The organism is Hyalangium ruber, from assembly GCF_034259325.1.
Taxonomy (GTDB): domain Bacteria; phylum Myxococcota; class Myxococcia; order Myxococcales; family Myxococcaceae; genus Hyalangium_A; species Hyalangium_A rubrum.
The window spans coordinates 335,984-358,001 of the sequence record NZ_JAXIVS010000002.1; the positions used below are offsets into that span (position 1 = coordinate 335,984).

20 protein-coding genes are annotated in these 22,018 nt (G+C 69.0%); 3 read left to right on the forward strand and 17 right to left on the reverse strand.

Translation table 11 applies throughout. The annotated features are described in order from the left end of the window. Nucleotides 1–56: 56 nt before the first annotated feature. The 13 genes from wzy to SYV04_RS06465 all read right to left on the reverse strand — a co-directional run bounded on the left by wzy (nt 57) and on the right by SYV04_RS06465 (nt 17,084). On the reverse strand, nt 57–1,604 hold the full coding sequence (wzy, locus tag SYV04_RS06405) for an exopolysaccharide repeat unit polymerase (RefSeq protein WP_321544727.1): 1,548 nt from the start codon (nt 1,602–1,604) through the stop codon (nt 57–59). Between the two features lie 35 nt (nt 1,605–1,639). Further along, nucleotides 1,640–2,824, reverse strand: coding sequence for an exopolysaccharide biosynthesis GT2 family glycosyltransferase EpsU (epsU, locus tag SYV04_RS06410; RefSeq protein ID WP_422723920.1), 1,185 nt, complete (start codon nt 2,822–2,824; stop codon nt 1,640–1,642). A 40-nt stretch (nt 2,825–2,864) separates the two neighbouring features. Next, nucleotides 2,865–4,358: a GumC domain-containing protein gene (locus tag SYV04_RS06415; protein ID WP_321544729.1), complete on the reverse strand. Its 1,494-nt coding sequence runs from the start codon at nt 4,356–4,358 to the stop codon at nt 2,865–2,867. Next, entirely contained in the window at nt 4,342–4,770 is a 429-nt protein-coding gene (locus SYV04_RS06420) for a response regulator (RefSeq protein ID WP_321544730.1), read from the reverse strand. Before SYV04_RS06420 ends, SYV04_RS06415 begins: the two co-directional genes overlap by 17 nt. Before the next feature lie 21 nt (nt 4,771–4,791). Then, the gene (locus tag SYV04_RS06425) at nt 4,792–4,965 is read right to left on the reverse strand and encodes a hypothetical protein (protein ID WP_321544731.1); all 174 of its coding nucleotides are present in this window, start codon (nt 4,963–4,965) and stop codon (nt 4,792–4,794) included. Between the two features lie 16 nt (nt 4,966–4,981). Further along, nucleotides 4,982–6,187: a hypothetical protein gene (locus SYV04_RS06430; protein WP_321544732.1), complete on the reverse strand. Its 1,206-nt coding sequence runs from the start codon at nt 6,185–6,187 to the stop codon at nt 4,982–4,984. 4 nt (nt 6,188–6,191) lie between these two features. Beyond that, nucleotides 6,192–6,821 (reverse strand): polysaccharide biosynthesis/export family protein, encoded by a 630-nt coding sequence (locus SYV04_RS06435; protein WP_321544733.1) that lies wholly within the window; start codon nt 6,819–6,821, stop codon nt 6,192–6,194. Nucleotides 6,822–6,838: 17 nt separating this feature from the next. Then, nucleotides 6,839–8,374 (reverse strand): oligosaccharide flippase family protein, encoded by a 1,536-nt coding sequence (locus SYV04_RS06440; RefSeq protein WP_321544734.1) that lies wholly within the window; start codon nt 8,372–8,374, stop codon nt 6,839–6,841. A 115-nt stretch (nt 8,375–8,489) separates the two neighbouring features. After that, on the reverse strand, nt 8,490–9,995 hold the full coding sequence (gene epsZ / locus SYV04_RS06445) for an exopolysaccharide biosynthesis polyisoprenyl-phosphate hexose-1-phosphate transferase EpsZ (RefSeq protein ID WP_422723914.1): 1,506 nt from the start codon (nt 9,993–9,995) through the stop codon (nt 8,490–8,492). 356 nt (nt 9,996–10,351) lie between these two features. After that, nucleotides 10,352–11,377: a glycosyltransferase family 4 protein gene (locus SYV04_RS06450; protein WP_321544736.1), complete on the reverse strand. Its 1,026-nt coding sequence runs from the start codon at nt 11,375–11,377 to the stop codon at nt 10,352–10,354. Between the two features lie 67 nt (nt 11,378–11,444). Then, nucleotides 11,445–13,070 carry a response regulator gene (locus tag SYV04_RS06455; RefSeq protein ID WP_321544737.1) on the reverse strand — a complete coding sequence of 542 codons (1,626 nt, stop codon included), beginning with the start codon at nt 13,068–13,070 and terminating at the stop codon, nt 11,445–11,447. A 4-nt stretch (nt 13,071–13,074) separates the two neighbouring features. Continuing rightward, on the reverse strand, nt 13,075–14,922 hold the full coding sequence (locus tag SYV04_RS06460; RefSeq protein WP_321544738.1) for a response regulator: 1,848 nt from the start codon (nt 14,920–14,922) through the stop codon (nt 13,075–13,077). Then, on the reverse strand, nt 14,913–17,084 hold the full coding sequence (locus SYV04_RS06465) for an ATP-binding protein (protein ID WP_321544739.1): 2,172 nt from the start codon (nt 17,082–17,084) through the stop codon (nt 14,913–14,915). The genes SYV04_RS06460 and SYV04_RS06465 overlap by 10 nt, the downstream gene beginning before the upstream one ends. 282 nt (nt 17,085–17,366) lie before the next feature. On the opposite strand from SYV04_RS06465, the gene nudC reads away from it, so the two are divergent. Then, nucleotides 17,367–18,206, forward strand: a complete 840-nt coding sequence (gene nudC, locus SYV04_RS06470) for an NAD(+) diphosphatase (RefSeq protein ID WP_321544740.1) — start codon at nt 17,367–17,369, stop codon at nt 18,204–18,206. Nucleotides 18,207–18,346: 140 nt separating this feature from the next. Continuing rightward, the gene (locus SYV04_RS06475; RefSeq protein WP_321544741.1) at nt 18,347–19,039 is read left to right on the forward strand and encodes a radical SAM protein; all 693 of its coding nucleotides are present in this window, start codon (nt 18,347–18,349) and stop codon (nt 19,037–19,039) included. 7 nt (nt 19,040–19,046) lie between these two features. Here SYV04_RS06475 and SYV04_RS06480 read toward each other — a convergent pair whose 3' ends face one another. Together SYV04_RS06480 and SYV04_RS06485 are read right to left on the reverse strand one after the other, a co-directional pair. Beyond that, the gene (locus tag SYV04_RS06480) at nt 19,047–19,436 is read right to left on the reverse strand and encodes a hypothetical protein (protein WP_321544742.1); all 390 of its coding nucleotides are present in this window, start codon (nt 19,434–19,436) and stop codon (nt 19,047–19,049) included. Between the two features lie 82 nt (nt 19,437–19,518). After that, nucleotides 19,519–19,797 carry a hypothetical protein gene (locus tag SYV04_RS06485; protein WP_321544743.1) on the reverse strand — a complete coding sequence of 93 codons (279 nt, stop codon included), beginning with the start codon at nt 19,795–19,797 and terminating at the stop codon, nt 19,519–19,521. Nucleotides 19,798–19,889: 92 nt separating this feature from the next. Between SYV04_RS06485 and SYV04_RS06490 the strand changes: the two genes are divergently transcribed. Beyond that, complete coding sequence (locus tag SYV04_RS06490) at nt 19,890–20,192, forward strand: hypothetical protein (RefSeq protein ID WP_321544744.1); 303 nt, start codon at nt 19,890–19,892, stop codon at nt 20,190–20,192. Nucleotides 20,193–20,216: 24 nt separating this feature from the next. Here SYV04_RS06490 and SYV04_RS06495 read toward each other — a convergent pair whose 3' ends face one another. Then, the gene (locus SYV04_RS06495) at nt 20,217–20,591 is read right to left on the reverse strand and encodes a hypothetical protein (protein WP_321544745.1); all 375 of its coding nucleotides are present in this window, start codon (nt 20,589–20,591) and stop codon (nt 20,217–20,219) included. 48 nt (nt 20,592–20,639) lie between these two features. Then, complete coding sequence (locus SYV04_RS06500) at nt 20,640–21,941, reverse strand: sensor histidine kinase (protein ID WP_321544746.1); 1,302 nt, start codon at nt 21,939–21,941, stop codon at nt 20,640–20,642. Nucleotides 21,942–22,018: the final 77 nt, after the last annotated feature.

Below are 22,018 nucleotides of genomic sequence, written 5' to 3' on the forward strand. Positions count from 1 at the left end.
GCTGGACGTCGCCTCGCGGCGCCGTTCCGCTCGGGATGAATGAGCACCTTTGCGGCTCATGTGCGCCTATATCCTTCCTGCTCCACGGCACCAGATTCCGCGGGGTTGGCGGAGGGCGCTGGGCCGGTGCTGCGCCAGGCCCCGGTGAGGGTCGCCAGCTTGCCCGCGATGGTGACGGCCAGGGCCATGAGGATGGTGCAGTACCAGCTGGTGATGCCCATGTCTCCGAAGCACTGGTTCGTGTAGGCGACGACAATCGCGACGGCCACCAGCGCCCCGGCGCGCCACTGCGGCACATGGGCCCGGTGGTAGGCGCGTACGGCGAAGAAGACGGTGAACGCCACGAAGAGCCACACCCCGGTGAAGCCCACCACTCCGCCGAAGGCCAGCAGGCCCAGCACCGAGTTGTGCGGATGGTAGAGGTAGTCCTCGAAGAGGTGAGAGATGTCCGCGAGCTTCATCACCTCGTCAAAGCCGTGGCCATAGCCCGTGCCGAGCATGGGGTTCTTCTGCCAGGTAGCGATGACGTTGAAGTTCTCCACGTCGCGGTAGTCCATCACGCCGGTGTCGTTGTGCTCGCCGACGATCATCGACTTGAACGTGTTCACAGGCGAGAAAATACCCGTCGGATTGGCCCAGCCCACGGCGACGTAGAGCAGGAACAGCGGCGCCATGAGGATGCCCGCGCGCGTGGCGTAGACCTTCACCTTCGACCAGGGGCTGATCAGATAGATGGCGACCAGGCACTGGTTGAAGCTGGCGTATGCCAGACGGCGGTCGTTGTAGTTCATCCCCATGAAGATGACGCCGCACACGATCAACATGCGCCAGAAGTTCTTCCGGTTGGGCTCCTCGGCCCAGGAGGCCACGGCGAGCGACAGCCCCGTCACGTAGATCATCGTGTCCGAGTGCGTGGTGGCGTACTCGGTGTAGAGCCCTCCGGGCCGGGCGATGACGACGATGAAGAAGGCGCCCAGGAACGCCTTGGTGAAGGCGGCCGCGACGATGATGCGGCCCAGGACGCGGAAGTCCTGCGGCCCGCGGATGGCCGCGTTGAAGAGCATCACGAACACCGGCATCAGCAGCAGCTTCTGGAGCTGCCACTTGGCCGGGCGCATGTCCCCGCCGCGCAGGTAGCCCCAGAGGTACATCCAGCTGATAGTCCCGAGGATGAGCAGCAGGGACATCACCAGCGGCCGGGGCAGCGGGACCACCTTCTCGTCCGTCTTCAGGCCCACGGCGTTGCGGTAGACGTAGAGCGCGGTGAGGCCGAAGACGGCCAGGTCGATGAGCGTGAAGCCCAGACCGGGCACGCCGGTGACGACGTTGAGGTTGATGAAGAACAGCCGGCCGACGAAGGACAGTGGCGACTTCCAGAGGCCCGAGTAGGGGTTCTCCACCGCGCAGTCGACGATCAGCAGGATCGCCAGCAGGGTGAGCACGGGGTAGCGGATGGGCACCTTGGCCAGCACCCACACCAGGATGGCCGCCACCATGGGCAGCATCGCCACGGGCGGAAAGAGGACGAGCAGGCCCAACGTGGCCATCACCACGCCCGCGATCAGCGTGAGGAACACCGGGGTGCGGGAGAGGAAGGCTTCCATCGTCGTCCTCGGGGGCTACGCGCCACGCAAGGCCCTCAGGGCTTGCGCGCCTCGCGGGTGGTGCGCACCCACTCCCCCTTCTTGTCTCGAGGACCCACGGCCATCAGCCACACCTTCCACACGACGTAGAAGGGCGCCCGCGCCAGGGCCAGCAGCCCCTGCACGCCCATGCCGGACACCCACCAGCCACGAAACACGTAGAGGCCCAGGCTGGCCACGCAGAAAGCCGCCGCGTACGCGCTGAAGGCCACCCGGTCCTGCCACACCGAGAGCGCGCCCGCCGCCCCGGCCACCGCCAGCGCGCCGAGCACCACGTAGCTCAGCGGCGGCACCAGCAGGTCCATGGCCAGGTCCAGCAGCACGGGGTTGCGCTTCTCGAGCGCCTCGTCCAGCAGCGGCACGCCGAACTGCTTCGTCATCGCCCAGCGCCCGCCCTCCCAGCGGCGGCGCTGCGAGCGCGAGGCCTTCTCCGAGGAGACCATCTCTCCCAGCACCTCGGCCTCCCACGCGTAATGAACGCGGTGGCCGGCCCGGCCCAGGCGGATGCCGTACTCCAGGTCCTCCACGATGGAGAACGCGTCGTGCGGCACCTCGCGGATGACGCGGTGGCTGAAGCACATGCCGTTGCCGCGCAGGCCGCAGGAGACCTCCAGCCGCTCGCGCCCCTGCGAGCGCACCTTGTGGAACAGCGCCATGCCGATGGCCATCAGCCGCGTGCGCCACGAGTCATTCGGGTTGAGCACACCGTAGTGCGCCTGGATGGCCTGAGCGCCCGCCTCCAACCGCAGGCCGAAGGAGTGCAGCAGGTGCGGGGACACCTCGGTGTCCGCGTCCACCACCACCACCGCGTCGGCGAAGCCGTCCTTCAGGCTGTGCTCGAAGGCGTGCGCCAGCGCGAAGCCCTTGCCCCGCTTCTCCGTGTCGTAGCGCACCAGCACCGTGGCGCCCGCGTCGCGCGCCCGCTCCGCCGTGGTGTCCGAGCAGTTGTCGGCCACCACGAGGACGCGCCGCAGCTCCGCCGGGTAGTCCAGCGCCAGCAGGTTGCGCACCGTGCGGGCGATGCCCGCCTCCTCGTTGTGCGCGGGGACGATGATGTCGAACCGCAGCCGGGGCGCCACCCGCGGGGGCGTTGGCAGGTTCGCTGACAGCAGCGTCAGCAGCAGCAGATAGCCGCACGCCAGCACCACCGGCAGCGACAGCACCAGCAGCAGCACGTCCATCCAAGTCACGGCGTCACCTCGGCCCGGGACTCCATCTGCCTCACCCCTGGCCCCGATCCAGCTCCGCCAGCACCGGCAGCCCCAGACCGCGCTCCACCTGCCAGCTCTCCAGCACCCGGCCGCTGAGCACGTCTCGCGCCAGCGCCGCGAACACCGCCAGCAGCAGCCCCGCCACCACCCCGCCCACCGCGATGATGAGCGCGTTGGGCTTGATCGGCTTGCGCGGGAACTCCGCGGGCGTCAGCTCCGTGAAGCGGTACTTGAAGGACTTGTCGGCGATCTCCCGCTCCAGCTTCGCCGCGTCGATGCGCTTGAGGATCATCTGCTGCGCGTTCAGCCGGCTGCGCAGCCGCTCCAGCGTCACCGCCGCGCTCGGGTTCTCCGACACCGCCGGCAACAGCCCCATCAGCACGCGCTCCAGGCCATACGGGTCCGGCACCGGCTCGTCCGGGAACGGCAGCGACTTGCCGCCCATGTCCGCGTACTCGGCCAGCATCTCCTTCTCCTCGGCCTGCAGCGCCTTCATCTGCGGCGAGCCCGCCCGCAGCGAGGCCACCTTGCTCTCCAGGTCCACCACCGTGGGATGGTCTGGCGCGTACATCTCCCGCTTCTGCGCCAGCTCGTCCTGCAGCTCCGTCATCCGCTGGTTGTGCTGCACCTGCGTGTCGGCGATGGCCCGGCGCTTGGCGCGGATGAGGAAGCGCAGCTGCGCCAGCTCCTGGTCCGTGGAGGAGAAGCGCGGCAACAGCCGGGGGTCTCCCACCACGCGCCGCCGCTCGAGCATGATCGACGAGAACGTCTTCTCGAATTCGTCGTAGGACTCGCGGACGGCCTCGCCCGCCTGCTGCTCGTGCGCCTGGAGGATGGCGATGGCGTCATCCACGCTGGCCAGCTCCTCCTTCTTGCGCGCCTCCAGGAAGCTCTGCTTGGCCGCGTCCACCAGCTCGTACGCCAGCTGCGGGTCGCCCCACTCCACGCCGATGGCCACCTTGCCATCGTCCGTGTTCACCCGGAGCTTCTTCTCCAGCGTGCCCACCATGCCATCCATGCGCGCGTCCTCGTCCGGCGGCGAGGAGATCATCCGCATCACCGTGTCCTTGGCGCGCAGCAGCGGCGGGCGCGTGGCCTCCCACCGGTCCAGCAGGTTGATCTTCTTGATCAGGGCAATGAGGTTGTCCTGGCGCAGCACCGCCTCGGCGGCCGCGCGCGTCTGCGCGTCCACCTCGTTGGGCGGGCGCATGGGGTTGGGCGGATCCGGGTTGAGGATGTTGGCGCGCTCGGGGTTCACCAGCGCGGCGATGGTGGCCGCGCGCCGGGGCAAAAGCTTCGTCTCCGAGTACCACGTGCGCGGCAGGAGCTTGGCCGCCGACAGCGCCAGCGTCGCCGTCACCGCGAAGGTGGCCAGCGCCAGCACCCGGTGCCGCTGCACCGCGTGGCGCACGTAGCCCACGTAGTCCTTGATCTGCTCCCAGTCGAAGATCTGCGCCTGCTGGCGCTCCACTTCGGGCAGTTTGTCCTCATGGGGTGCGGACATCGCTCTTGCCTCCCGAGGCCAGCTCGGCCGCCCGCGCCAACAGTCTCACCACCTGCTGGTTGAACTCTTCCTGAGTAAAGGGCTTGGTCAAGTAACCATCCGCCCCCACTTCTTCTGCCTGAGCCCGGTCCAAAAGCGTTCCGCGCGCGCTGATCATCAGCACCGGCAGGCCCTCCAGCTCTGACTGCCCGCGGATGTACTCGCACACGTCGTACCCAGACACGTCCGGCAGTGTCAGGTCCAGGCACACCAGGTCCGGCCGGCTGTGCGCCAGCTGCTCGATGGCCGCGCGCCCGTTGGACGCCTCCACGAGGTGGCGTACGCCCAGCGCGTGCAGGAACTCGCCCACCATCTTCCGGAACAAGGGCGAGTCCTCCACCACGAGGACCGTTTGTTGCGAGACGTCCACCATGGAGTGCTTCCGGGTCCTCTCCTAATCGTCCAGCTGGGGCCAGATGACCAGCACGGCGAAGGCGTAGCAAAGGTTGAAGACGACCATCATCAGGATGGCCTTCTTGACGCCCCGGACCTGGTGGCGTTCACGCGCCGCCAGGCTCGGAAGCAAAATGATGGAGTACAACACCGATAGCAGCAGGAACTTCTTCATCCATCGCCTGGTGGGATTAAAGCCTACCATTCTCCTGACGGATCACCAATCCAACGCCCGCGAACCACTTATAGATGGGGTCGTCATCGATCAGAAATTCTCTCAACCTCAAGAGTCGACCGGACGCCACTACGGCCGAGGAGCGAGTAACCGGCCATTGGACCTTGAAGGACAGGCGCTCCTCGCCATCGCGGCGGTGGAAGCCGTCGGTGCGGGCCTGGGCAGCGGACAGCTCGACATTCACCTGGGCCTTGCGGCGCCCCTTCCACTCGAAGCCGAAGGCGCCCTCGGTGCGGGGGAAGACGTCGGTGGTGAAGGCGTTGACGAAGGGCACGTAGCGGGCCGTCAGCTTGGCCTTCACCGGCCAGTGGAAGCCCACCGGCACTGGCACGGAGAGGCTGGCCTCGCCCGTGGGGTGGAGGATGGACTCGGTGGAGTGCCGGTAGGGGGTGTCCTGCGGGCGCCGCTCGCCGACCGCCACCCCGGCCTCCAGCCGACCTTCGATCAGCGGGTGGAACTTGTACTGCAGCACGGGCATGGCCTGGAGCAGCGAGAGCCGCGCGTCGGTGGAGAAGTTCACCTCGCGGGCATACACGTGCATGCCCAGCACCAACCGGCGGGTGGCGGAGTGGAAGACCAGGGCCCGCACCTCGGGGCCAATCTGTGAGGGGGTGACGCGGTCACCTCGCGGGCGCACGTTCTCGGGCGCATCCAACAGGCCGTTGACGACCAGGCCGCCCATGACGCCGATGTACGTGCGCCGGATGCTCGTCACGTCGAAGCCCACCATGCTCTCCGAGTAGACGTACTGGCTGGCGTCCAGCAGGCGCACGTCTCCCTCGATGGTGGGCGCCGGCACCCGGAAGTCCTCGAAGGGGAAGGAGCCGTACGTCATCGACTCCATGGCCCACACCTTGAAGCCGCGCGTGAGCTGGTACTCGCCGCGCAGGAACAGGAAGGTGAGCACCTCCAGCGTGGGCTGGGTGAAGGCGCGGCGCATCATCAACTGCGGCTCGAGGATGGCCTTCACCTCCATGCGCGGCGCATAGAGGATGACCTCTCCTCGCGGGGTGATGACGAAGTCCTGCAGCACGTCGCTGTCGGCGCGCTCGGTCAGGTTCGGCGTACGGACGAAGGTCTCCGTCCGCACGGCGGACGAGTAGCGCATGGCCGGAGTCGTGGCCAGCACCAGGCTCGTCATCAGCGCGGGCAGCATCGCCATCCGCTCACTCCACCACCACGACGTCGCCGGTGCGCAGGCGGAAGGAGGCACCCTTGCCCTGGGTGCGGATGACGGCCTCGTAGTCGAAGCGGATGCGCATCGGCGCGGGCGACTCCGCCTGGCGCCGCAGCACGTAGATGCCGTCGAGCTGGGCGTAGTCCGTGAAGCCGTCGGCCTGGGCCAGCGCCTGCAGCACGCCGGAGCCCGGGTCCAGCTCCTTCATGCCTGGGTCCTTCACCTCGCCCAGCACCGCCACCTTCAGCGGCTCGGCCTTGGCCACCGTCACCGTGACGACGGGGTTGCTCACCAGCGGCTTGAGCAACTCCTCCAGCCTGCGGGCGAGCACGGGCGGGGTGAGCCCCTCGGCGTCCACGTCGTTGAGCAACGAGAGGGTGATGCGGCCGTCCTCGCGCACCTGCGTCTGCGTGGACATCTCACGCTGGTTCCACACGTTGATGGCGAGGATGTCGCCCTTGCGGATGATGTAGCCCTCGTCCTGAAGAGAGGGCGGCTCGCGGTAGTCATCCACCCAGACGAAGCGGCCCGGCATGTAGCAGGCCGACAGCAGCAGCAGCGCGGCGGGCAGCAGGGCCCGGAAGAGGAACACAGGAGTGGAGCGGTTCAAACGGCGCATAGAAGAGAGGCTCCGGCTCATGCGGCGGACGCCTGGACTGGAGCGCCCCGACGGCGCACCACGCGCAGCAGGCCTTGCAGCTCGTCCAGGCGCACCGCGCCGGTAGCGAACACGAGGAAAAGATAGAGCGCGGCACCGACGGCCAGCCGCACCGGTCCCAAGCCCGAGAGCGACAGGTGCGCGCCCGTCACCACCGCGCACACGGCGAGCGTCTTGCCCAGCCGGGTGAGGCTCTGCCGGTCGAAGGCCCGCCTGCCCACCGCGCTCACCAGCAGCGTCACGGTGACCGCCTCGCAGGTAAACAGCGCCAGCGCCGAGGCGCACGCGCCGCCCACCGGGCCGAACCACGCCAGGAAGGGACGCGCCAGCGTGAGGTTCAGCGTGGAGTTGAGCACCATGGACACCACCGAGGTGCGCGTCACCCACCAGCCCTTGCCCGTCACCGTCAGCACGCTGGCGCACACCATGGCCACGTACGTCAGCGTCAGGATGGGAGCCTGCAGCCGCAGCACCGCCGCGGCCGGCGCGAAGGCCTCGCCGTACACCACGCCGATCCACACGTCCGCGCCCAGCCCCATGGCCAGCGTCAGCGGAATGGAGAAGGCCAGCACCGCCTCCAGCGTGCGGCGGGTGAGCCGGTCGAGTTCCTGCGGAGAGTGAGCCGAGGCACGCGACAGCAGCGGAATCATCACCCAGGTGAGCACCGGCGCCGCCATCAGCGTCATGCCCGCCAGGTTCCACCCGGCGCCGTACCAGCCCACCTCCGTGGTGTTGGTGAGGAAGCCCAGGAGGAACACGCCCATGGGCCCGTTGGCCGCCAGCGCCGCCTCGTTGAGGAAGAAGGGCAGCGCCCCGGTGAGCGCCGAGCGCGTGCCCCGCCCGTCCACCCGCAGCTCCAGCCCGGTGTGGCGGCGCGCCAGGCGGTAGAGCACGACGGCCCGCACCAGCTCCGAGGCCAGAATCGGCACGCCCAGCCACGGCAGCGGAAGCCCCAGCGCGAGCACCAGGAGCTGCCCGCCGCCCCACACGCACTTGGTGGCGATGTTGGCCACCGAGAGCCCGTCCACCTTCTCGCGCGCGTGCAGCACCGCCGCCAGCGTCCCGTTGCACCGGAAGAAGAGCTGGTAGACGCCCAGCAGCAGCACCAGCAGCTTCAGGTGCGCGGGCTTGCCCTCCAGGTGCATCAGCCCCTGCATCGCTCCCAGGAGCCCGATGGCCAGGAGGACCTGGAGCAGCAGCGTGCCGCCGAAGAACTCGCTGGCGTGGTGCGGCCGCAGGGCCACTTCCTTGCGGATGTAGACCTCCAGCCCCAGGCCGGCCAGCACGAAGAAGACGGCGGTGAAGCCCTCCGAGGCCCAGTTGAACTGGCCGAAGGCCTCCGGCCCCAACACCCGGGGCAGCATCAGCCGCACCGTCATGGCGATGCCGTACGTCACCATGAGCGAGCCGCCCAGCTTCAGGGCGTTGCGCATGGACGTCGTCACGTCCAGCGCGGCGGGCGGCGGGGCCGACGGGGGCGCCGCGGCGCTCGTGTCAGGGTTCGGCGGGGACATGGCCTCGGCGGCAGAAAGAGGGACAGGGAAGTGAACGACAGCACCGCATCCGCGTCAATTCGCGGACCGCTTCCCCGCCCCTGCCCCGAGCCGCCGGGGGGGCCCCGCCTGCCTGCTAGCTGGCCCCGTTGCCGGTGATCACCACCGGCACCGTCTTCAGGATGAGGCTGAAGTCGGTCAGCAGGGTCCAGTTATCGATGTACTGCATGTCCAGGTACATCCACTCCTCGAAGGAGATCTGGTTGCGCCCAGACACCTGCCAGATGCAGGTGAGCCCCGGCCGCACCGACAGCCGGCGGCGCTGCCAGGCCGCGTACTTCTCCACTTCCTTCGGCAGCGGCGGGCGCGGGCCCACCACGCTCATCTCACCGCGCAGCACGTTGAGCAGCTGCGGCAGCTCGTCGATGGAGTACTTGCGGATGAAGCGCCCGATAGGAGTGATTCGCGGGTCGTTCTTGATCTTGAAGACCGGGCCGGTCTGCTCGTTCATCGCCTCCAGCTTGGCCTTCAGCTCCTCGGCGTTGACCACCATGGAGCGGAACTTGAGCATGTTGAAGGTCTTGCCGTGCAGGCCCACCCGCTGCTGCTTGAAGAAGACGGGGCCGCGCGAGGTGACCTTGATGATCAGTGCCACCGCCAGCAGCAGCGGCGAGAGCACCAGCAGCGCGGCGGCCGAGGCGCTGATGTCGAACAGGCGCTTGATGGCCATCTGGTGCGGCGCGGGCGCGTGGGTGACGAAGTGCAGGTAGCCGTCGGACACCGCGTGCGTCTGCTCGGGGCGCGCCCGGTCCATGCGGAAGGGATGCGCCGGCAGGGCGAACGGGATACCGAAGCGCTCGCACAGCTTGATGGCCGCCTGCATCTCCTGGCCGTGCTTCTGCACGTTGCCGGAGATGTAGACGATGTCCACCGGAAGCTGGCAGAGCACCTGCTCGAGCTGATCCACCCGGCCCAGCTGCGGCTGGGGAGAGGTGGCCGCCACCTTGTCATTGGAGAAGGCCAGGTAGCCGGTGACGCGGCGGCGACCCATGGTGGACAGGTGCTCGCCGGTGAGCCGGCCCATGGCGCCGATGCCGAGGATGAGCGCCTCGTCCAACGGCTCCTCGCGCACCGCCAGCCGGCGGAACACCATCTGCCGCAGGCCCACCACGCTCATCCAGAGCAGCAGCGGGAAGAAGCTCAGCGCCACCACCGGCATGCCGCCGGCGATGAGCAGGCGCTCCAGGTAGAGCACCCCCGTGATCGACACCACCGTGATGGACACCAGCGCCAGGTCATCCAGCGGCGCGCGGTCCGAGAAGCGCGGGTCATAGAGGCACAGCGCCGTGCCCACCAGCAGCCAGCCCAGGCCCGCCATGCCCAGCAGCAGCCACAGGTCCAGGTTGCCCACCTGGATGGAGTGTCCCATCAACAACGTCGAGCCCAGCAGCGAGGCCACCACCAACAGCAGATCCACCAGCAGGTTCAGCTTCGCGGCGAAGCCCGGCGCCAGCCGCCCGCGCACCGGCTTGGATGGAGCCGCCGCCACGAGTCGAGGCACCTCTACGACCGCGGGCGGATGCACGGGCTCCACCGAGGCAGTATTTTCGGAGACTTCTTTTGGGACCGATGCGGATTGCATGCCAATCTCTCCCCACGACCCAGGAACTGCCCCGGGATGACACCGCCCACCTTGCGAGAGGTGGGCGAAATCACGGCACCACCACGCTTTGGACCAGCGAAGATTGTACGGGTCCTCGAAAAGTGCACGCAAGCGCGCCAGGGATCCTCTTCGTCACCCTACCTGTCAGGTCGGGCCATCGCCGAGACACACCGTAAAGTCGATGCAGAACAAGGGCTTGCCGGGCCGTCTGGGTAACAACACGAATGTGAACTTTTTTTCCCTATCGGAACTCTCGGGATTGGAGCTTGGAACCCCAACAGGTCTTTCCTGAGTTGTCTCAGCCAGGATTTTCCGAAGTATTTTAATGCGACGTGTCAAAACGGGCTGAGGATGCGCTCCACGTAGCGCTCCACGGAGAAGTCCCGCTCCGCCTTCTGTCGCGCGCGCTGGCCCATCGCCTCGGCCTCCTGGGGATGATCCAGCAGCCAGCGGATGCGCTCACGCAGCTGATCAGGGTTGCCAGGCTCCACGTGGAAGCCCGTCACCCCGTCCTCGATGAACCCCTCCACATAGGGGTTGCGGGTGAGGATGACGGGCTTGCCCATGGCCATGCCCTCCAGGGCCACGGTGATGCCGCTGATGATGGGGCGGGCCAGCGGCACCACCACCGCCCGGGACTCGGCGTAGAGCTGGCGCAGGTTGGCGTAGTTGCCCCAGGAGCGCATCTCCACGTTCGGCGGCAACGCTCGCGCCTGGGCCTCGCTCTTGCCCGCGACCGAGTAGCGCCACGCCGTGTCCGCGGCGATCTTCACCTCCGCGTCCAGCCCCTCGGCCGCGCTGATCAGCGACTCGTAGTCGCGGTTCACCGCGCCGGCCGCGCACACCAGACGCTTGCTCGGCTGCTCGGGCTGGGGCTGGAAGTAGGCTGTGTCCACCCGCGAGTAGAGGACGGTGATTCGCTCGCGGGGGATGCCGTACTGCTCCACCAGCACGTCCCGGCTGTGCGGCGACAGGCACAGTACGTGGTGCAGCCGCCGGGCCAGCCCCAGCTTGGAGAGCGCCAGCCAGCGCTTCTTGCTCGACACGTTGTGGACCAGCAGGACGATGCGGCGCTTGCGGCGGCTCAGCAGCGCGTCCCACGCCAGGAACTGCAGGCCCGGGAACTCCTCGCCCAGGAGGATGTTCTGGCGCTCGCGCGTCGCGCGCCACGCCTCCAGCGCGAACCGGGCGCAGTCCACGTTCGAGGCCGGGTTCAGCCCACGCTGCGCCATGGAGAGGACCTGGGTGAACACCCCGCGGCTCATCGCCGCGAACTCGCCCAGTGGGCCCTTCTTCTCCAGCGCGTCGTTGACGCGGCTCAGCGGCTCGCCCACGGCGATGAATGCGGAGTCTTGCGGCATCGGTCCCTCTGGCCGTTTCCGGCGCGTGTGGCCGGAATCTAAGCCGTTTGGGCGCGCCGCGGGGGCTTCAGGAGCGCTGGATGGGGCGGGCCGGCAAGGCCACCGTGAAGATGGTGCCTACCCCCTTCACGCTGCTCACCTCGATGTCCCCGCCCAGCCGGCGCACGATGTCCCGGCTGATGGACAGCCCCAGCCCCGTGCCCGTCGTCAGCCCCTTGGTGGTGAAGAAGGGCTGGAAGACCCGCGACAAGTGCTCGGGGGCAATCCCCGGTCCCGTGTCCGCCACCTCCACCACCACGCGCTCGCCCATCAACCGCGAGGTGACGCGCAGCTCGCGCCGCGGGCCACTCCACTCCGACAGCGCCTGCGCCGCGTTGATGATGAGGTTGCTGAACACCTGGGAGACCCGCCCTGGGCTGCCCTTCACCTCCAACCCCTCGGCCAGCTCGACAATCACCGTGGCCGCCGGCGTCGCCTCCGCCCGCGTGATTCGCAGCGCCGAGCGGATCGCCTCGTTCAGGTCGAACCACCCCGCCGACGCATCGTCCATCCGCGAGATGGTCCGCATGTCCCGGACGATTTCGCAGATGCGCTTGATGCCCTCGTACGCCTCGGCCACCGCCTGCTGCACCCCCTCGAACTCCTCCTGCTGGCGCGGCCCCCACGCGAGCACCTCGCCCCAGGCCCCGCTCGGCTCCTGGCCCATGCTCCGGCCCATCGCCGTCAGCCCCTGCTGGATGTAGTTCAGGTTGCTGAGCACGTAGGAGGCGGGGTTGTTGATCTCATGGCTGATGCCCGCCGCCACCAACCCCATCGAAGCCATGCGCTCGGAGGCCGAGAGCTGGCCCGCCATCCGCCCGTTCTCCAGCGCCAGCACCGCGTGCGCGATGAGCAGCGAGGCGCGGTCCAGCTCGCCCCGGTTCAGCGGGCGACTCCGGGAGCGTCGCAGCACCACGAGCAGCCCCAGGAAGCGCTCCCCGGCCACCAGCGGCAACAACAGCATCGACAAGTCGGGCGGCAGCGGCGGGAACTTCTCGAAGCGCCAGTCGGCGCCCAGCGGCCCGAGCACCGCGGGCGTGCGGTCGGCCGACAGCGTGCGGGAGATCTGCTCCCCCAGCGACAGGCACAGAGCGCTCTCGGCCTCGTCCACGAGCCCGTAGGCGTGTGCCACCTGGAGCTTCCCGTCCGCGTCCGGCAGCGCCAGCATCGCCGCGTCCGAGACCATGAAGGAGCGCACGCTCTCGGCGATGGCGCGCGGCAGCTCCTCCAGCGTGTTCTTCTCGAAGAGCGCCTGGCTCAGCCGCACCAGCTCCGTGGACACGTTGAAGCGGCGCCGGTCGAGCGCCCGGGACACGCAGGTGAACAGCTCCTGCAACTGGAACGGCTTGCGCAGCAGGTCGAAGGCGCCCGCACGGATGCACGCGATGGCCGTGTCCAGCTCCGCGTACGCCGTGGCGACGATCACCTCCGTGGAGGGAGACACCTCGCGCACCCGGCGCAAGAGCTCCAACCCGTTCATGCTCGGCATCCGCACATCCGTCATGACCAGGTCGAACGAGGCCCCGCGCAGCCGCTCCATCGCCTCGGCCCCGTTGGCCGCTTCGGTCACCTCGTGACCTTCTCCGGAGAGCATCTCCAGGAGGAGCCGGCGGATGTCCCTCTCGTCATCGACGATCAGAATCTGTCCGGCCATGTCGCTACGCCTGTTCCGTCGCGGGGAGCATCAGCCGGAAGACGGTGCCGCGCACCGCTCCCGGAGTCACCGACAGGTCCGCGCCCATGCGGCTCAACAGCCGCCACGCCAGCGCCAACCCCAGGTTCAGCCGCATCGTGCGGCCCCGGCGTGCGTCCACCTGGATGCGGGGATCGAAGAGCTCCGCGCGCAGCGCCTCGGACAGCTCCAGCAGCGGATCCTCCAGCCAGATGCAGGGCCGGCCCGCCTCGTGCCCCACGCGCAGCACCAGCGCCGGGGCTCCCTCGTCCCGCGCGCCCGGCGTCTCGCACAGGAAGTCCAGGATGCGCCCCAGGCTGGCCTGGAGATCACCTCGGCCCACGCGCGCGTAGATGGGCTCGGCATCCTCCACCCGGACGGGCCGGGGCAGGGTGCCCTCTCCCTTCCACGCGCCCAGCAGCGCCACCACGTCCACGCGCTCGACTGGGGAGACCGGGCTTCCTCCGGACAGGGCCCGCAGCTCGATGAGCAGCTCCTCCACGCGGCGGATGCCGTCCACCGCGTCCGCCGCCGCGTCCTGCGCGTCCTGGATGGAGGTCTCCGTCTCGGCGCCTCCCACGGTGAGCAGCTTGCGCGCCAGCTCCGCGGAATGCGGGTCGTCTCGCCGGGCCAGCTCCGCGGCCACATCCCGCGTCACCGTCCACAGGGAATTCACCGCGCGCGAGTAGGCCGACAGCGAGTGGAAGCTCGCCTTCGTGAAAGCCAGCGGGTTGCTCAGCTCGTGGGTGAGGCCCGCCGCCAGCTTGCCCACCGCCGCCAGCTTCTCAGCCTTCACCAGCTCCTCGCGCGTGGCCTCCAGGTCCTTCACCCGCGCCTCGAGCTCCCCGTTGAGCCGCGCCGTCTCCAGCGCCAGCGCGAGCTGGGCGGCGAACAGGCTGCCCCGCTGCAGCTCGGAGATCGAAAACAGGGGCTGGCCCACGCCGCGCAAGAGGATGAGGCAACCGGCGGGCGCATCCCCTACCTGCAGCGAGTACGCCAACGCCGCGCCCAGCCTCGACACGGTAGCGAAGGGCCAGTCGCGCGAGGTCTGCGTCACCGACACCGGCTCCTGGCCGTCGATGGCCCGCCGCGCCAGCTCCCGCAGCACGGCGGGGGACAGCTCCAGCCCGTCCGAGGAGTTGCAGATGCTCAGCTCGTCCGTGCCCGGCTCCGGCAGCAGCAGCCGGAAGGCCTGGTGCGGGATGAGGTCCAACGTCAGCTCGCCCAGGTGCGTGAGCACCTCGCTCCGGGTCCGCAGCGAGAGCAGCGCGCAGCTCACCTCGTACAGGGGCACCAGCGAGCGCAGGCGCCGCTTCTCCACCGCGCGCATGATGAGGTGGCGCAGCTCGGCGATGTCGTACGGCTTGCGGATGTAGTCGTAGGCCCCGTGCTTCATGCACGCCAGCGCCGTCTCCAGGCTGGCGTAGCCGGTGGCGACGATGACCTCCATGTCCGGGTCCAGCTGCCGCAGCGCCGAGACGGTCTCCACCCCGTTCATGCCCGGCATCTTCAGGTCCGTGATGGCGACGTCGAAGCGGCGCGTGCCCAACAGCTCCACCGCCGCCCGGCCTCCGTCGGCCGTCACCACCTCGAACTCCGTGGAGGGCAATGAGAACGAGAGCATCTCGCGCATGTCCGGCTCGTCGTCGATGACGAGCACGGAGATGCTGCCGGCGGGCGCCAGCTCCTGCAGGCTGCGCCGGGAACCCGTCGTGGAGGCACCGCGCGAGGCGGTGGAACCCGAGGGGCCGGCCTGCCAGGACTCCTGCAGCGAGCCCACCACGGCGGCGTCCTGTAGCTGCACTCCCCGGTGGACTTTGAGATTCACTTCCATGTGGTCGCCTCCGTGGGGTGCGCCTGAGCAGGCGCGCCTGCCGCCGGGAGCCACAGCCGGACCGTCGTCCCGGCCCCCGGTGCCGTCTTCACGTCGATGGCGCCCGCGTGCGCCTCGATGATGTTCCTTGTAATGGACAAGCCCAGTCCTGTCCCCTGCCCCACGGGTTTGGTGGTGAAGAAGGGGTCAAAGGCCCGCTGTAGCACTTCCTCGCTCATCCCGCTGCCCGTGTCCGTGACGATGAGCTCCACGCCCTGGCCCTGGAGCACCCCGCGCGCGATCACCCGCACCGCGCCCCCGGCTGGCGTGGCATCCAGCGCGTTGGTGACGAGGTTGAGCAGCGCCGATTCAATCTCCTGGACGCTGATCTCCAGCTCGGGCAGCCCCTGGGCAGGGGCGTCCACCTCGAAGTGGATGTTGGCGCGCCGGGCCTGGCCCTCCACCAGCTCGCCTACTCGCTCGAAGAGGGCCAGCACCGAGACGCGCTCGCGCACGGGCACCTTGTCACGAGAGAAGTCCAGCAGCGCCCTCACGAGGTGGGCGCAGCGCTGCGTCTGCCGCTCGATGGAGCCCACCGCCGCGCGGGAGTTCTCATCCAGCGTGGTGCGCCGCTGCAGCCCCTGCGCATAGCCGAGGATGATACCCAGCGGGTTGTTGAGCTCGTGCGACAGGCCCGCCACCAGCGTGCCCACCGCCGCCATCTTCTCCGACTGCACCAGCGACTCGCGCAGGCGTTTGACCTCGCGCTGGTCTCGCACCATGAACACGTGCCCCAGCGACAGACCGGCCGCATCCGTGATGCGCGTGACGGTGAGCAGCACTGGAATGGGCCCCACCCCCCGCGTCACCAGGCTGAGCTCGGCCTCGGCGGGCACGCCGGTGCTGGCGCGCGAGAGCAGCTCCGCCACCTGGGTCTGCACGCCCATGGGCACCACGCGCTCCAGGAAGGGGCCCTCGGCGATCTCCTCCCGGCTCCAGCCGAAGAGGCGCTCGGCCGCCTGGTTCCAGACGCACACGCGCGCCTGGGTGTCGAGCATGACGATGGCGCTGGGCGCCGCGCTGGTGATGTGGGCCAGGAGCGCCAGCTGGTCTCGCGAGCGCTCCAGCTCCGCGGTGCGGTGCTCCAGCCGCTCCAGCATCTGATCGAAGGTGCGGGCGATGGAGCCCAGCTCATCGTCGGACCGCAGCCGGATGCGCTGGCTCAGGTCTCCCGCCTCGACGATGTGCCGCATGGTGCCCTCGATTCGCTCGAGCGGACGCAGCAGGCTCCGGGTGCCCCAGACGACCAGCACCGTGAACAGGGCCGCCATGGCCGCGCCCGTGCCCAGCATGCGCTCGCGCAGCTCCGCCACCGGGCCGGCGATGCGCTCGGCGGGCACCGAGAGCACCAGGGACCAGCCCAGGCCGTGCTCCAGCATGAAGCCCTCCAGGGGCTCCACGAGGTAGAAGGTGTCCTCCACCAGGAAGGTGGAGCGATGGCCAGGGCCGGTGCCCACCTCTCGAACGCGCTCCAGCACCTCGTCCGAGAGGGCCCCGAAGAGCGGCCCCGGTCGCGAGAGCAGGGCCGCCTCGAAGCCATCTCGCGCGGTGAGCTCACGCAACAGCGCCACGTCGAACTCGGCCACCACCGCCCCCTCGGTGCGCTTCTGGTAGAGCACGGGGAAGGCGAGCAACAGGCGCGAGCGGCCCTCTCGCTCGAGCACCACCGCCGCGGGCTGCCCGTCCCGAACGCTCGGCCACCAGAGCTCGTGCGCGAAGTTCGGGGTGCCCTCCGGGTGCGAGGTATGCACGGTGTTGCGCGCGATGACGGCGCCCTCGAAGTCCAGCAGCCACAAGTCGGCCTGCTCTCCGCCCATGCCCGGCAGCTGCAGCTGCTGCATGAAGGGCGCGAGGTACTCGCCACGGCCCAGCACGTCGATGACGCTGTTGACCATGAAGGTGTTGGAGGCCAGCGACTGCATGAAGGACCACTTGAGGTCCAACTGCTCCTCGATGTCGCGCGAGGTGATGCGGGCGTTGAGCCGCAGCTGCTCCTCGATCTTCGTCCCCAGCGCCTCGCGCGCGGTGTCGGAGACGGTGACCATCAACACGCCCACCGTGGCCACGTCGATGAGGACGAAGAAGAGGAGGATCTTTCCCTGGAGACTCCGGAAGAAACGCACGGACCGGACCTATGAATGAACGGGGAGGCGCACGCACAGTATCCACAGCGGCCCTGTTCGCATGCAGACCCCCCATGTCGGCCCTTCCAGGCTCGACCTTGCCCGGCTGAAAAGGGAGATAACGCCTCCGACGACGGCGCGCAGGAGCTGAACAGAAATGTTGGCGGGGTCCCCCAGAGTCGCTCCGGAGTTCCCAGAGCGGGTGTGACTCATCCCTCGCAATGTATCAGCTAGAGGACATGTGCCTGCAAGCGGCCGGGGTCTTCGGTAACGTGAGTGCCTGTGAGCTCTCCTCGCTTCGTCCCTGGCCATGAGCCTCCCGCCCGCGGGCGCGAAGGCGCCCTGCTCTTCGCCGCCCATGGAATGGACCTGCTCGTTCAGGAACGAGAGGGCACCGTCGGCATTCCCACCGGGGCCTCGCTGCCCTCGCTCGCCGAGGGAGCACACTTCCTGGGCACCCTGGATGGGGTGGACTGCTACACCGCCCCCTACCCGAAGGGCCAGGAACCTCCCGAGGGCATGAAGCTGGTGCAGGCGCGCACCTTGTACCGGAAGGTAGACGAGGCGCTCTTCGCCGTCGCGGGCCGGGCGCTGGCCATCGCCGAGTGGGACGTTACCCACCGCTTCTGTGGCCGCTGCGGCCAGCCCACCAGCCTGGTGCCCGGAGAGCGCGCGCGGCGCTGCCCTACGTGTCACACCCCGTTCTACCCGCGCATCGCACCGGCGGTCATCGTGCTCATCACTCGGGGTGACACGATGCTGCTGGCGCGCAACGCCACCTTCCCCGAGCCCTTCTTCAGCACGCTGGCGGGCTTCGTGGATCCTGGCGAGTCGCTGGAGGAGTGCGTGGTGCGCGAGGTGCGCGAGGAGGTCGGCGTGGAGTTGAAGGACCTGCGCTACTTCGGCAGCCAGCCGTGGCCCTTCGGGCGCTCGCTCATGGTGGGCTTCACCGCCGAGTACGCGGGCGGCGAGGTGCGCGTGGATGGCAAAGAGATCGCCGAGGCCTTGTGGTTCACCGCCGACAACCTGCCGCGCATCCCTCCCCGATTGAGCATTGCCCGCCACCTCATCGATTCGTTCATCGAGCGGGTGAAGGGGAGCTCCGGCTCCTCGGGGCCATGAGCGCACTCGGAGAGCAGGAGGGTGGTGGAGCGCTCGCCCGGTGGACGTGGGACGCCTCGGAGCCCCTGGGGTGTTGGGCGGGATTGGACCCCGCTCTTGCGCCCTCGCACCCGCGCGATTAAAGCGCCCCGCTCACTGCCATGCCCGCCGCGCGTCCCCACATCGAGCCCCACCGCCATCCCACCGCTGACTCCGTGGTGGTGAAGGAGATCTACCTCTCCGTCCAGGGAGAGTCCTCTCACGCCGGGCTGCTGTGCTCCTTCGTGCGGCTCACCGGCTGCCACCTGCGCTGCACCTACTGCGACAGCGAGTTCGCCTTCCGGGGCGGCAACCGCATGAAGAACGCGGAGGTGGTGGCCCAGGTGAAGGCCCTGCGCTCCCCGCTGGTCGAGGTGACGGGCGGCGAGCCCCTGCTCCAGCCCGGCGTGTACCCGCTCATGGAGGCCCTGCTCGCGGAGGGGCTCACCGTGCTGCTCGAGACGAGCGGCGCCATCGACGTGCGGCTCGTGCCTCCCGAGGTCCACAAAATCGTCGACGTGAAGACGCCCTCCTCGGGCGAGAGCGACCGCAACGACTACCGCAACTTCCTCTCGATGAACGCGCGTGACGAGCTGAAGTTCGTCATCGGCAGCCGCGAGGACTACGAGTGGAGCAAGGCGCTCATCGCCGAGCACCGGCTGCTGGAGAAGCCCTACGGGACGCTGTTCTCCACCGTGTTCGACAAGCTCCACCCGCGCGAGCTGGCCGAGTGGGTAATCGAGGACCGGCTGCCGGTGCGCTTCCAGCTCCAGATGCACAAGTACATGTGGGACCCCGCCGCGCGCGGCGTGTGAGCGGCGCTCAGTCCACCGTGCCGGAGTACCAGCTGTAGAGGAAGACTCCGAGCCACAGCAGCACCATCAGCAGGTTCGTCCCCGCCAGCCACCGCGCCACCTTCGCCTGCCGCATGCCGCGCAGAGGGCCCTCGCCCCGGCGGATGCGGTCCAGCTCGCGCGTGGGCAGCCACAGGCCCAGCGCCGCCACCACGAGGCTGAACACCGGAGGCAGTCCGCACATCAACGGGAAGCTGAGGATGCCGGCGATGCCCAGTCCGATAAGGCCCTGCACCCTGCGGGAGGGCTTTCCGTGGAGCCTCAGCCGCGCGACGCAGTCGGCGCAGTGGGCGGCCTCGTCCATGACCTCCGTGCAGTCACCGCACAGGAAGGTGCCGCAGCGCGCGCAGGAGGCCACCGCCGCGGCTTCCGGGTGCCTGGCGCAGCGGGGGCTGGCGGACTCAGGCGTGAGGATGGGCCAGCTCCCGAGCCCGACGGGCTCAGTACTCCGGAGGCATGCCGAAGGTCAGCATGGACAGGCCGTGAGCGCCGATGCCCAGGAACACCGCGGCCAGCAGGGAGCAGCCGAAGAAGCCCGCGAGGATGAGGTTCTTGCGCGGGTGCTCGAACTGACTGAAGGCGTAGAAGAGGATGTAGAAGGGAATGAGCAGCACCATCATCCCGGTGCCCACGCTGCGACGGAACGCGTGGACCAGAAGGAAGGCGGCGCAGACGAAGGTGACGAGCCCGAAGAGGGCGGCGAGCGGCAGGAGCGGCACGGTGGGACACAGATAACACGGTCCGGGCTTTGCGGCGGCCCCGTGCGCATATAAATGACGCTCAGTCGCCCCCTACCCGAGGTGCCCACGCCATGGACAAGCTCAAGACGGTGCTCACCTTCATGCTCGCGGGAGCCTTCCTCGGCAACCTGGTGGCCACGTTCGCCGCGCCCTCGTTCATGGAGTGGTACAACTCCACGCCGCTGGCCTCGCAGACGATGTGCAACCTGCCGCAGGTGGTGCGCGATGTGACAAGTCAGCTCGTCCGCGCCCAGTTCATCGGCTCGGGCATCGGCGCGGCGGTGTTCCTGGTGCTGAGCATCTTCTTCATCCGCGCCCGGGCCAAGAAGCAGCGCGCGCTGTCGGCCACGCCGCCCTCGCCCACCGCGGTCTGATCCGAGACCGAGTCCCCGCGCCCGCTATCGCCGTGGGCTCACGCGGATGAACGTCGCGCTCAGCAGCGAGCCGCCCTCGCCATCCTGGATGTAGACCTTCAGCGTGAACTCCGTCGGCGTCGTCACCTCCGGCGCTGTCCAATGCGGCTCTCGCACGTGCGTGTCGCTGTAGGTCCCCGCCGGCTCCTCCGGCGTCTGCATCCACAGATAGGTGATGTCGTCGTTCTCCTTGTCCGTCACCGTGAGGCGCATCGCCACCTCCGTCCCGGACAGCACGTCGTTGTCGGACACCAGCGGGCCCACGGTCACCACCGGTGACTCGTTGAACCCTCCACACCCCGTCCCCAGCATCCCCACCCACAACGCCGTGACACCCCAGCGTGTACACGATGCGAGCATGAACCGGCCTCCCCTCGAACGTGCCCGCACGTTACCCCGAGCCCCGCGTCAGGCCGACAGCAACTCCACCGTGAAGCGCGCCCCGCCCTCCGGCCGGTTCTCCGCTCGCAGCGAGCCGCCAAAGCCCTCCACGTACTGACGCGACAACGCCAACCCCAGCCCCGTCCCCTTCCCCTTCGCCTTCGTCGTGAAGAACGGCGTGAACAGCCGCGACAGGTGCTCGGCCGGAAACCCCGGCCCGTTGTCCTCCAGCACCAGCCACACCCGCTGCTCCCGCGCCTGCACCCGCAGCGCCACCTTCGGCCGCTCCACCCGCGACTCCTCCAGCGCGTCCGCCGCGTTCAACAACAGGTTGAGCAGCACCTGCCCCAACTGCCGCGCGTCCGCCCGCACCGCCGGCACCCCCGTCGGCACCTCCACCTCCACCGCCAGCCGCTTCAGCCGCACCGAGGCCACCCGCATGCTCTCCTCGATGACCATCGACAGCGGGCAACTGCCCAGCTCGCGCGGCTGCGTCTCCGCGCCCCCGCGCGCCAGCGCCGTCAGGTCCTGGACGATCTGCTGGATGCGCACCACCCCCGCCTGCGTCTCCTTCAGCGCCTCCAGGCACTCCTCGCGCGAGCTCCCCTCGCGCGGCAGCTCCTCCTGCAGGAAGCGCAGGTTCGCCTGGATGAAGGCCAGCGGGTTGTTCACCTCGTGCGCCACCCCCGCCGCCAGCCGCCCCACCTGTGCCAGCCGGTCCGCCTCCTGCGCCCGCGTCTGCGTGGCCTCCAGCGCCTCCCGCGTCTGCTGCCGGTCCTCCTCCGCCTTCGAGCGCGCCTGCTGCAGCTTCGTGTAGAACCCCGAGGACTGCACCGCCAGCAGCCCCGCGCAGGTGATCAGCAGCCCCCACATCCCCACCACCGTCGCGGGCCGGCCCTCCAGCACGAGAATCGTCAGCGCCGCCGCCAGGCTCATCCCCGAGCCCACCAGCGAACGCCGCACGCTGCCCAGCGACAGGGTGATGCCCATCAGCGGCATCGCGCAGAACCAGGCGAACACCGCGCTCTGGCTGCCGCCCAACCGCCAGATGATCAGGCTCAGCGACAGGTTGGGCAACAGCAGCGCCGTGATGGCCCAGCTCACTCCTGGCCGCTGCACCCTCAGCGCCTTCAGCCCCAGCATGACCCCCACCGAGAGCACCGCCCACGTCACCCGGATGGCCAGCGTGTCCCACGGCACGCGCGGCAGCACCGCCAGCACGTCCACCGCCCAGAAGGGCAGAATCATCAGGAACAGCAGTCCCATCAACCGCTGCTTCTGCCGCTTCGTGTTGGCGCTCATGCCAGGGGGCAGGATGGGAGAGGACACGGAATTCGCTCTATTGCCGCGATACGAGCAAAATCCAATCTCATGGGGAGACAGGAGCGTCAAGCCATTGAAAACAC